Here is an 11,106-nt window from a genome sequence, read left to right as displayed (position 1 = left end):
CGGACCAGACCCTGGCCCAGATCGAGCTGTTCACCAAGCCCGAGGAGTACCCGACCGACGTCTACGTGCTGCCCAAGCACCTCGACGAGAAGGTCGCCCGTCTCCACCTCGACGCGCTCGGCGTGAAGCTCACGACGCTCCGCCCCGAGCAGGCCGCGTACATCGGTGTCGAGGTCGAGGGCCCGTACAAGTCCGGCCACTACCGCTACTGACCCGGAACCGGTCCACCTGGAAGCGGGGGAGCCGGGCTCCCGCAGCGCGCGCTCACCACCCTGCAGACCTCGTTCTTCCGTTGCGCCGGCGGCGGGGCGGCGGGTCAGGTTGCCCGCGAAGAGCCGGCGCGTGGGGATGCGCCGAAGCCGGTGCACGTGCCCCGGTACGTGCAGTCGGCCGCATCGCAGTCGCCCTCGGCGAAGAACAGGCCTCGCCTGCCCGGGAGTGGGCGATCATGATCGCGGGTCTTCGGTGCACGGCGCCGGAGCCCCGACGAAACCGCTGACAAACCGTGAGCCCAGGTGCGGAAACACATTGAATCGGCAGAGCGCCGGTCGCCTTCGTCAGGTCGGGGGAGGAAATGCCGACGGGTGGCGAAAAATCTTCCATGGGAAGAGGAAGAGGCTCGCCGGTCGGTCACTCGGATGGCACACTAAAAGCGCTCTGGAACATGCTCAGGAGGTCATGCATGACTGATACGCCGGAAACCGATGCGGCCGAAACCGATGCGGTGGAAATCGACGCCGTCGAAACCGACGCCGTCGAAACCAGCGCCGCTGAGACCGATGCCAAGCGCAAGTTCCAGGAGGCTCTGGAGCGCAAGTCCCGCAACGCCAGGTCCCAGCAGGAGCATCACGAGGCGCGGCTGAAGATCAATGGCGCCAGTGGTCCCAACCGCCAGAACCGGAATTTCCGGCGCAAGTCCGGTTGACTCCGAGCGGAATTTTTCGAGGGTCGCCGCGATCCCCTCCGGGGTCGCGGCGACCCTGTTTCGTGCGTCCGGGAATCCCTCCCGGCAGGCCTGCCGGAGTTTGCCTCGAGTCCTGGTTGAGAATCAGTCGATGATTTCCTGGAATGGGCTCTGCATTCAGGCCGAAATGTGTTCCGCCGGCGGACGCGGTGACAGGAGGAGCCGGGCCGCGCTACGCGGCCAGCGCGGCCCGGTCCAGCTTGCCGTTGTGCGTCACCGGCAGCCGGTCCAGATAGCGGATCCGCTGCGGCATCATGTGGGCCGGCAGCCGCTCCGCGAGCGCCCTGCGGACCGTGCTCGCCGGGACGGCCTCCCGCTCCGCCACGACGTACGCGGTGAGCGACTGGTCCCCGTGGGGGCTGTCCGTCACCAGGCAGGCCGCGCCCGAGACACCCGGCACCGCGCGCAGCGCCGCCTCGATCTCGCCCAGCTCGATGCGGAAGCCCCGCAGTTTGACCTGGCCGTCCTGGCGGCCCGCGTAGTACAGCAGCCCGTTCTCGTCGGCCACGGCCCAGTCGCCGCTGCGGTAGTGCCGGCCGGAACCGTCGCCCGGGTCGACGAAGCGCTGCCCGGTCAGTTCGGGGCGTCCCATGTAGCCGTTGCCGACTCCGCTCCCGCCGACCCATATCTCGCCTTGCTCCCCGGCCGGAACGGGCCGGCCCCCTGCGTCGCGCAGTGAGACCGACAGGTGCGGCAGCGGACGCCCGAGCGGCGTACGGCCGGGCGCCGTACCCTCCAGAACGGCGGGGGTGAGCGGGCAGTACGTGACGTGGACCGTGGTCTCGGTGATCCCGTACATGTTGATCAGCTCGGCGTCCGGGGCGATCCCGGACGCCCACCAGCGCCGTACATCGGCGGGGATCAGCGACTCGCCGCCGAAGACGACCCGTCGCAGCGCGGGCAGCCGTACTTTCTCGGCGATGGCCTCCGCGGTCAGGTTGCGGAAGGCGGAGGGCACCTGGTTGAGGACGGTGACGCCCCGGCTCGCGAGCAGACGGGCGAACTCCGCGGGTTCCGTGGCGGTCTCGCGGTCGACGACGACCGTGTGGCCGCCGTACAGCAGCGGGCCCCACAGCTCCCACACGCTGAAGTCGAAGCTGAGCGAGTGGAACAGCGTCCAGACGTCGTCCGGGCCCGTGCCCAGCAGCGGCACGGCCGCGTCCAGCAGGGCCAGCACCTGACCGTGTCCGATGACGCAGCCCTTGGGCGCGCCGGTGGACCCGGACGTGTGGATGACGTACGCGGTGTCGTCGGGGACCCGCCGGACGCCCGGTGCTCCCTCCGGCCCGGACCCGGACCGGGTCGCCACGACGAACGGTCCCGCCTTCGCGACCTGGATCTCTCCGTCCAGCAGCCCGCTGTCCGAGACGACCAGTTCGCACCCCGAATCCTTCAGGAGGTACTCCTGGCGGGCGGCCGGGTAGCCGGGGTCGACGGGCACGTACGCGGCGCCGGAACGCAGAATCCCGAGGACCGCTCCCGGGGCGTAGCGGGTCCGGGCCACCCGCAGCGCGACCAGCCGGCCGGGCCCGGTGCGGCCCGCCAGGCGGTGCGCGACGGCGTCGGCCAGCCAGTCCAGTTCGAGGTAACTCGCCTCGCCCCCGGCGTCGGACACGGCGGTGCGGGCGGCGTTGCGGGCGGCCACCGCGGCGAAACGGAGGTCGATGCGGTCGGCGCGGGTGACGGTCATCGGACGTCCTGCAGAACGGCCGCGGACTCGGCGGCCGCGGACTCGGCGGGAGCCGGTGCCAGGGCGTGCACCAGGTAGCTGGCGACGTCACCCGGCGTGGTGCCCCGGCCGAAGACCCGGTCCGCGCCCAGTGTCGCTGCCGCATCCGGATCGAAGCGGGGACCGCCGACCACCAGCAGCGGCCGTTCGTGCTCGGCGAATTCGGCGCGCAGTTCGGCGCTGAGTTCCCGGACGTTGGTGAGATGGGCGTCCCGCTGGGTGACGGCCTGGGAGACGAGGACGGCGTCGGCACGCTCCGAGCGGGCCCGGCGCACCAGATCACCGACCGGGACCTGTGCGCCCAAATTCAGGACCCGCATCTGCTTGTAGTACTCCAGGCCCTTCTCGCCGGCGAAGCCCTTGATGTTGAGAATCGCGTCGATCCCCACGGTGTGCGCGTCCGTTCCGATGCAGGCGCCGAGGACCACGATTTTGCGGCCGAGCCTGTCCCGCACCGCCGCGTCGGCGTCCTTGGCCGCCAGCAGGGGGTAGCCGCGCTCGGTGATCACGATCCGGTCGAGGTCCACGGAGTGCGTCACGGCTCCGTACACGACGAAGAAGCTGAAGTCGGTGCCGCCGACCGCCTTGCTGTGCACGATCATCGGGCGCTCCAGGCCCATGCGGCGGGCCAGTTGCAGCGCGGCGCCCTCGGCGAGCGGGCCGTGCGGCAGCGGCAGGGTGTAGGAGAGCTGCACCATGCCGTCATCGGTGGTGTCGCCGTACGGGCGGACCTCGCCGCCGTGCCGCGTGTCGCCGTACGGGGACGCGGTGTTGCTGGGATCGATGCTCATCCGCCCTTGTTTCCTTCCAGGAGGTCGGCGGCCGGATTGCGGTAGCCGGGTGCGCGCGCCACGACGCCGTCGGAGCCCCGGCCGCCGTCCGGGGGGCGCCGCATCCCGCCGAACGTGCCCTGCCCGATGGCGTGCAGCAGCCCCCGGTCGCAGATGTTCGCCAGCAGGTCCACAGCCTCGTCGAGCACCTGGTGGGCGCGGCCCGCGATGAACCCGCCCGGCGCGGGGCGGAAGTCCTCGGCCAGCGAACCCGCCGAGCCGAGGACGTAGCGCACGTTGCGCAGCGCCAGGTCGCGGTCGGACAGGAACGGTGTGACGACGGCCTCGGTCATCATCCCGACCAGCAGGATGTTCTGCCCGGTCAGCGCGCCCGCGAGGTTGAAGAAGCCGTTGAGGAGATAGCCGCGGAAGACGTCACCGGTCATGTGCCGGGTCGGCGGCATCCACTTCAGCGGGGCGTCGGGGAACAGCTCCCTGGCCAGCATCGCGTGCGCCAGCTCCAGACGGAACGAATCCGGCCGGTCCGGGTCGATCTCGAAGGCGTGACCGAGACCGAGCTGCCCGTCCGGCAGGCCCGCCTCCTTGGCGAAGTACTCGTTCAGGAGCTGACTCGCCGTCACCGTGTGGGCGGCGTCGACGGCGTCCGCGGTCGTGAGGTAGTTGTCCTCGCCGGTGTTGATGACGATTCCGGCACGGGCGTGCAGCTGCCGGGAGAAGCGCTGGTCGACGAAGGTGCGCACCGGGTTGATGTCGCGGAAGAGGATTCCGTACATCGAGTCGTTGAGCATCATGTCGAGCCGTTCGAGACCGGCCAGTGCGGCGATCTCGGGCATGCACAGGCCGGACGCGTAGTTCGTGAGCCGTATGTAGCGGCCGAGTTCGGCCGATACCTCGTCGAGCGCGGCCCGCATCAGCCGGAAGTTCTCCTGGGTGGCGTACGTGCCGGCGTAGCCCTCGCGGGTCGCGCCCTGCGGCACGTAGTCCAGCAGCGACTGGCCCGTCGAGCGGATCACCGCGATCACATCGGCGCCGCCGCGCGCCGCCGCCTGCGCCTGCCGGATGTCCTCGTAGATGTCGCCGGTCGCCACGATCAGATAGAGCCAGGGCGAGGGCGGATCGCTCAGGTCGCCGACCAGCCGCTCCCGCTCGGCGCGGCGGGTGTCGATGGCGGCCAGGCCCCGGGCGACCGCGTCGTGTGCCGCGCGGGCCGCCAGCTCGGCGTCCTCGCCCTCGGGAACGCGGAAGCGCACGGTACGGGCGGTGGCGTGGGCCGCCAGACCGGTCAGGTCGTGGTACGGCCCGGTGCGCAGCGCGTCCCAGACCGGCAGGCAGACGCCGTGTTCCAGACCGACGGAGTCGGCCACGGTGTCGACGAGCCGGTTCACCCAGGGGATGCCCTCGGAGTCGGCGCCGTTGAGCCCGGCCAGGCGCAGGGTGGCGCGCTCGACGGAGACGGTGGTGTGGGAGCGGGCGAGCTCGACGACGGGGCGGCCGGCCCGGGCGGCCAGCGCACGGGCGCGGGCTATGGTGCCCGGGTCGAGGCCCAGTTTGCCTTCGGCGGGCCGCACGGGGGCGGTCACCGCCCGGCTCCGTCGCCCGCGGGGGCCTGCACCCGGTCGAACAGGGCGCGCACGCCCGGTTCCTCGCGCACGAGCCCGAGGGCCAGGGCGCTGTGGCCGGGCTGGTATCCGTTGCCGATCAGCAGAGTGACATCGCGGGCCAGCCCCTCGGCGCCGAGCGCGGCGGTGCTGAACGACGTCGCCATCGAGAAGAACACCACGGTGCCGCCGTCCCGTGTGGCCAGGATGGCGGCGTGCTCGCACCCCGCCACGTCGGTGCAGACGATCGTCACATCGGCGGGGCCGCCGCGGCTCTCGATCAGCGCGTGCAGGGCGACGGCGTCCCGGGCGTCCGCCCGTACCACCTCGTCGGCGAGGCCGGCGGCAATCAGGGCCGCCTCCTCGGCGGAGCCGGGCACCACCCCGGTGATCCGGCCGGCTCCGGCGCGGCGGGCGGCGGCGAGCGACAGGGAACCCGACTTGCCGCCGGCGCCGAGCACCAGCACCGAGGGAGCGGTTCCCTGTCGCGCGTACGAGGCGACCAGGCGCGTGGTCAGCGCCGGGGCCCCGCACACGTCCAGCACCGACAGGGCCAGTTCGTCGGGGAGGTCGTCCGGCAGCAGAGCGGCGACGGAGCGGCCGAACAGGATGGCGTGACCGCGCGCCGGGACCCGTTCGCTCAGTCCGTCCCAGTCGCGCAGGCCGTCCGTGATCTCCAGAGGGGTCAGGGTCAGCGACACCAGGGTCGCCACCCGGTCGCCGGGGCGCAGACCCAGCGGTGAGGCGGGCCCCACCTCGGCGACGGTACCGATCAGCATGCCGCCGGACCCGGTCACCGGGTTGTGCATCTTGCCCCGGTCGCGCACGAGCGCGCACACCGCGGCCCGCACGGCGTCGCCGTCCCCGCCGTGCTCCTCGCGCAGTTGCCGGAAGGAGGCGGCGTCCAGATTCAGACAGCTGACGTCGATACGGACCTCGTCCGGAGCCGGCCGCGGATCGGTGTCGAGCCGCAGGGCGGCCTGCGGCAGCACACCCTTGGGCTCGCGCACCCGGTGCAGACCCAGCGCGGACGCGGTGTCCGCCGGTGCGGTCATCATGACGCACCGCCGATCAGTGTCTCTGCGCTCGTCCACCACTCCCGGCCCCGCTGGGGCAGCGTGTGCACCGGGTCGTAGTAGTGGTGCACCCGCTCCAGCGCCGCCGGGTCGTCGTGGTCGACGCTCGTGCGGTAGTTCTTCGTCCAGGACGATATGCCGCGTTCCCGGTCGTAGCCGTTCACCTGGTCCACCCAGCGCTTGCCGACGTACGGCACGTCGCAGACCAGCCGGGGGGTCGCGAACCCGGGCAGGTAGCCCATCAGCGAGTGCTGCAGTTCCTGGGCGCGCGCCAGCGGCAGCCGCCAGTGCTCGGCGCCGGGGATCATGTCGCAGAGATAGAAGTAGTAGGGCATGATCCCGGCGGAGTCGAGCAGCGCGAAGCACAGGTCGAGCAGCCCCTTGGTCGTGCCGTTGACCCCGTCGAGCAGCACGCCCTGGTTGCGTATGTCGCGCAGGCCGGCGTCGAGCAGGGCCCGGGACGCCTCCGCGACCAGCGGGGTGACCTGCTGGGCGGCGTTGGCGTGGGTGTGCAGGGCCAGCGACACCCCCCGCGCGCGGGCGTCGGCGGACAGTTTCGCGACCCCGTCCAGGACCTGCGGGGCGAGCCAGTGCTGCGGCAGCCCGATCAGGCCCTTGCTGGCCAGCCGGATGTCCCGGATCGAATCGATCTCCAGGAGCCGGCCGACGAACGACGCGAGCCTGGGCCAGGGCACGTTGGCCACGTCGCCGCCGGAGACGACGACGTCGCGCACCGTCGGGGTGGCCCGCAGGTAGTCGATCATGCGGTCCAGCCGGTCGGCGGGGCGCATCACGAAGCGGTACTTGGTGATCTGCGGCGTGGAGGTGCCGACGAGATCCATCCGGGTACAGTGCCCGCAGTACTGCGGGCACGTGCTCACGAGTTCGGCGAGCACCTTGGTCGGATACCGGTGGGTCAGCCCCTCCACCGCCCACATCTCCGCCTCGTGCAGCGAGTCGCGGGAGGCCAGCGGATGGCTCGGCCACAGGGGATGCCGGTCGGAGGCGACCGGCAGCATGTAGCGGCGTACCGGGTCCTCGTACCAGGCGGCGGTCTCCACCCCGGTATGCGGAGCGATCGTGTTCAGGACGTGCGGCGGCAGCAGGATCGACATCGTCGCGTGGTGGCGCTGGTCGGCCTCGACGTCGTCGCAGAACACGTCGTCGAGACCGGGTCCCGCCACCGCGCGCAGCTCGCGGACCCCCTTGACGCAGTGCGAGCGCTGCCACTGGGGGTCGCGCCATTCCTGCTCGGTGACATCGCGCCAGCCCGGGAAGCGGCGCCAGTCGGGTTCCACCGCCTCGTGGCGGCGGTAGGCGTAGGGCTGCGGGAGACTTTCGACGGGGCTGTCAGCAAGGGCGGCCTCGGCACGGAGTGAACGGGACACCATGTTCCTCGGGATTCCTCGGGCGGACTGGCGGATACCCGGTCAGCGGGTGAGCCGGTAGACGAGCAGACCTTCCTGGTCGCGCTCGGGCTGAAGTTCGAAGCCCGCACGTTCCATGACGCGCTGCGATGTGACGTTGTCCTCGGTGGTGGTGGCGAGCACTCCGGAGAGCCCGCTCTGCCGCAGGGCCCAGGCGGCGAGCTCGCCCAGGGCCTCGGTGGCGTAACCCTGGCCCCTGGCCTGCTCGGTGAGGTCGAAGCCGATCTCCGCCGAGCCGTCGGAGGGCGGGCCGTGGAAGCCCATCGCGCCGACCACCACCGCGTCCTCCGCCCGGAGCAGCAGGTACATGCCCCAGCCGGGCACATGCACTCCGGCGCCGGCGGCACGGGTGAGCATCTTCGCCGCGATTCGGGTCTCCGCGCTGGGAGTGCCGCCCAGCCATTCCAGCCCGGCCGTGCCTCCCTCGGTGAGCTGCTCGGCCTCCTCGGGCAGTACCTCTCGCAGCCACAGCCGAGGGGTCACCAGCAGCTGCACGGCGGGGCGGGCGGCGTCCTCGGCGACCGCCCGGCGCACCGAGGCGGGGCGGCCGTCCTTCCACAGCTCGGAGATCCGGTCCAGACAGGCCTGCTCGCCGCCGGTCCAGCCGGTGGGGAGCCAGCCGTCGGGCAGACCGTTACCGGTGGGCCACAGCGCGTACTGCTGCCGGTCGTTGACGATGACTTCGTGCGTCACAGAGTTCTCCATGGGGTGTACGACCCGTCAGCCGACAGGGTCGATCAGGTCGAGGGCGTCCATCAGCCGGACCAGATCCTTGGCGGATGCGAGGGAGACCCGCAGATATCCGGCACATCCGAAACGTCCGGCATCGCGCACGAGAATGCCATGGTCCCGCTCCAGCAGCCGTTCGGCCGAGGCCGAGTCGCGGACCCGTACGGCCACGAAGTTCGTCGCCGAGGGCAGCGACTGCCGCCCCCTGCGTTCCAGTTCGCCCCGGAACCAGGCCCGTTGCAGCGCGTTCTGCCGGCGCACCTCGTCCAGATGGCCGCGGTCCGCGAGCGCGGCCACCGCGGCGGCCTGGGCGACGGCGTTCGCGCTGAACGGCATCGTGCCCTGGACCTCGCGCAGCCGGGCGACGAGCTCCGGGCTGCCCACGGCGTAACCGATCCGCAGGGCGGCCAGCCCGTACGCCTTGGAGAACGTCCGCAGCGACAGCAACGGGGCTCCGCTGCCCAGGTAGTCGCCGAGCCGGGGCGTGCCCGCCGGGGCGTACTCCAGGTACGCCTCGTCGACCACGAGGGGGGTACCGGTGACGGCCGCCCGTTCGACCAACAGCTCCATGCGGTCGCGGTCCAGAACGGCGCCGGTCGGGTTGTGGGGGTGGCAGATGTAGACGATGCCCGCCCGCTCCATCGCGGCGGCGACGGCTTCGGCGTCCACCTGGACGCCGTCGAGCGGGATCTCCCGGCAGCCGCGCCCCACGGCCTCCAGGCAGACGCGGTAGCCGGGGAAGGTGCCCGCGGTGGTGACGCCGGGACGGTCGCGGTCGCCGAGCGCGAGCGCGGACAGCAGCACCAGTTCGTCGCTGCCGTTGGCGACGGCGACCTGGTGCTCCCCGACGCCGAGCCGCTCCGCGATGGCCCGTACGGGCGCCGAGCGGGCCGGATCGGGGTAGACGGAAGCCGGGTCGAGGGCATCGCGCGCGGCCTGCAGCGCCAGTGGGCTGGCGCCGTGGGCGTTCTCGCTCAGATGCAGCCGGACCGGGCCGGTACGCACAGCGGTGACCGTCATGCGGCGTCTCCCAGCAGGATGCCGAAGCAGTAACTCCCGGGCTCCGCCTCCAGCGTGACGAAGCGGTGCTCGGCGCCGGCCGGCACGTGCAGCAGTGCGGGGGAGGACAGCTCGTGTGTCTCGTCCTCGACGGTCACCTCGATCCGGGCGCCGCCCGGATGGGGTGAGACGAGGAAGTAGACCTCGGCCACCTCGTGCCGGTGCGGGTCGGCGACGGGCTTGCCCACCAGGTGATCGACGGGCCCGCCCGCGACCTGGACCGGCACACCGCCGAACATGTCTGCGGTGAGATAGAAGGGGGCCGGCTGGTGGTGGCCGGCCACCGGCAGGAACTGCGGGATGTCGGTGCGGATCTCAGCGGTTGCCACTCAGGCCACTCCCTTTTCCGGCTCCGGTCCGTGAACGGTGACCACAGTGGACGACCCCACTCGAGCGGCGCTGGAGCATCCCGTGCGGCAGGCCCTCGGGCGTCTCACCCCACGGGCACCGGCACCGGAGCGGCGAGATCCTCCGGGGTCATGGTGCGCTGTTGGCCGTCCGGGTCCGTGACCGTGAACGAGAGGAGCGAGAACACTCGCCGGATCACCTGCTGCATCGATTCGTGGTCGGTGGCCGTCCCCTCCACCCAGGCGAGTTCGGCGCTCTGCACGCCGACCGGCAGCCGGGCTCCGGGCAGGTGGGGGATGACGATCCTCTCCACACCGTCCACGGCGAGCGCGTCGCGCAGCCCGTGCACGCGGACATAGGTGCCGCCGCCGGGCGGTATGGGCACCACCCGGGCGAACACCACCCGCCGGTCGTCGGCCCGCACCTGTGAGACGTCCTCGCCCAGTGCCACCCGTCCGGCGAGCGTGACCGGGTTGAAGTCGCCCGAAAGACGGGCGAGCTGGGGCTGGAAGCCGCCGAGCCGTCCGTTGACCTCGATGATCCTGGGGCCGTCGGCGGTCAGTTTCAGCTCGGTGTGGGTGATGCCGGTGGTGATGTCCAGTGCGTGCAGGGCCGAGGTCACCACATCGAGCGCCGCCGCCCGTTCCGCATCCGCGAGCGCCGCCGGGCGCAGATGCCCCACCTCGCGGAAGGGCGGTTCCAGCGGGAACTTCCCGGTGACCGCCCAGTGCGAGACCCGGCCCCCGGTCACCGCCGACTCCACGGAGACGTGGTCGCCCAGCGGGCCGCAGTCCCGGCCCCGCAGATACTCCTCCAGCACCAGTGCGTTCTCCCCGCCAGCCCCGGACAGGAGCTCCGCGACCAGGGCGGCGCCCCGGTCCGCGTCCTCGACCAGATGGGTGCTGCGGCTGCTCTCGCCACACCGCGGCTTGAGCACCGCGGGCAGTCCGACGGCCGCCAGCGCCGCCGCCCAGTCGCCCGGACGGCGCACCGCGAACGAGCGTACGGAGTCGGCGCCCCGCTCCCGCAGCCGGCGGCGCTGGGCGTACTTGTCGCGCAGCAGCTCCACCGTGGCCGGTGAGTGGTAGGGCAGGCCGAGCCGCCCGGCGAGCTCGGCGGTGACCGACAGCTTGGATTCGCTGAAGGTCAGGATGGCGTCCGCGGCATGGGCGGCGAGCAGCCGGGCCGAGGCGTCGAGGTCCGTGGCGTCCAGCCGGACGACCGGGGCCAGCTCCTCCGCCAGCGGCGCCACCTCGTCGGCATGGTCGCCGGGCCACAGGGCCAGGACGGGAGTGCCCAAGGCGGCCAGGCCCTCCACGATCTCGAGGGGGAAGGCGGAGCCCCGGTCGTAGACGACGGCGATGACGGGATGCTCATACATGGGC

The 11,106-nt window shown here is 72.1% G+C and carries 11 protein-coding genes; 2 read left to right on the top strand and 9 right to left on the bottom strand.

Annotation, left to right across the window (positions count from 1 at the left end; all coding sequences use genetic code 11):
• Both E6R60_RS35470 and E6R60_RS35465 read left to right on the top strand, forming a co-directional pair.
• A partial coding sequence (locus E6R60_RS35470; protein ID WP_206309608.1) for an adenosylhomocysteinase occupies positions 1–212 on the top strand: 212 nt, incomplete at its 5' end.
• Between the two features lie 470 nt (positions 213–682).
• Positions 683–925, top strand: coding sequence for a DUF5302 domain-containing protein (locus E6R60_RS35465; protein WP_136330850.1), 243 nt, complete (start codon positions 683–685; stop codon positions 923–925).
• Between the two features lie 211 nt (positions 926–1,136).
• On the opposite strand, the gene E6R60_RS35460 is transcribed toward E6R60_RS35465, so the two are convergent.
• From E6R60_RS35460 to E6R60_RS35420, 9 genes are all read right to left on the bottom strand, one after another.
• The gene (locus E6R60_RS35460; RefSeq protein WP_136330849.1) at positions 1,137–2,654 is read right to left on the bottom strand and encodes an amino acid adenylation domain-containing protein; all 1,518 of its coding nucleotides are present in this window, start codon (positions 2,652–2,654) and stop codon (positions 1,137–1,139) included.
• Positions 2,651–3,484, bottom strand: coding sequence for an OAM dimerization domain-containing protein (locus E6R60_RS35455; RefSeq protein WP_136330848.1), 834 nt, complete (start codon positions 3,482–3,484; stop codon positions 2,651–2,653). The genes E6R60_RS35460 and E6R60_RS35455 overlap by 4 nt, the downstream gene beginning before the upstream one ends.
• Positions 3,481–5,064, bottom strand: coding sequence for a lysine 5,6-aminomutase subunit alpha (locus E6R60_RS35450; RefSeq protein ID WP_206309607.1), 1,584 nt, complete (start codon positions 5,062–5,064; stop codon positions 3,481–3,483). Before E6R60_RS35450 ends, E6R60_RS35455 begins: the two co-directional genes overlap by 4 nt.
• Positions 5,061–6,140 carry an L-erythro-3,5-diaminohexanoate dehydrogenase gene (locus E6R60_RS35445; RefSeq protein ID WP_206309606.1) on the bottom strand — a complete coding sequence of 360 codons (1,080 nt, stop codon included), beginning with the start codon at positions 6,138–6,140 and terminating at the stop codon, positions 5,061–5,063. Before E6R60_RS35445 ends, E6R60_RS35450 begins: the two co-directional genes overlap by 4 nt.
• Positions 6,137–7,549 carry a lysine 2,3-aminomutase gene (locus E6R60_RS35440; RefSeq protein WP_240802811.1) on the bottom strand — a complete coding sequence of 471 codons (1,413 nt, stop codon included), beginning with the start codon at positions 7,547–7,549 and terminating at the stop codon, positions 6,137–6,139. Before E6R60_RS35440 ends, E6R60_RS35445 begins: the two co-directional genes overlap by 4 nt.
• Before the next feature lie 39 nt (positions 7,550–7,588).
• Positions 7,589–8,278, bottom strand: coding sequence for a GNAT family N-acetyltransferase (locus E6R60_RS35435; protein ID WP_168713744.1), 690 nt, complete (start codon positions 8,276–8,278; stop codon positions 7,589–7,591).
• A 27-nt stretch (positions 8,279–8,305) separates the two neighbouring features.
• Positions 8,306–9,334: a histidinol-phosphate transaminase gene (locus E6R60_RS35430; RefSeq protein ID WP_136330846.1), complete on the bottom strand. Its 1,029-nt coding sequence runs from the start codon at positions 9,332–9,334 to the stop codon at positions 8,306–8,308.
• Positions 9,331–9,702: a cupin domain-containing protein gene (locus tag E6R60_RS35425; protein ID WP_136330845.1), complete on the bottom strand. Its 372-nt coding sequence runs from the start codon at positions 9,700–9,702 to the stop codon at positions 9,331–9,333. Before E6R60_RS35425 ends, E6R60_RS35430 begins: the two co-directional genes overlap by 4 nt.
• Before the next feature lie 104 nt (positions 9,703–9,806).
• Positions 9,807–11,102, bottom strand: a complete 1,296-nt coding sequence (locus E6R60_RS35420) for a hypothetical protein (RefSeq protein ID WP_136330844.1) — start codon at positions 11,100–11,102, stop codon at positions 9,807–9,809.
• Between the last annotated feature and the right edge of the window lie 4 nt (positions 11,103–11,106).

The sequence above is a fragment of the Streptomyces sp. A0642 genome, from assembly GCF_004795105.1.
Taxonomy (GTDB): domain Bacteria; phylum Actinomycetota; class Actinomycetes; order Streptomycetales; family Streptomycetaceae; genus Streptomyces.
Note: the sequence above shows the minus strand (reverse complement) of the source record. Positions and strands in the feature narration are given on the sequence as shown.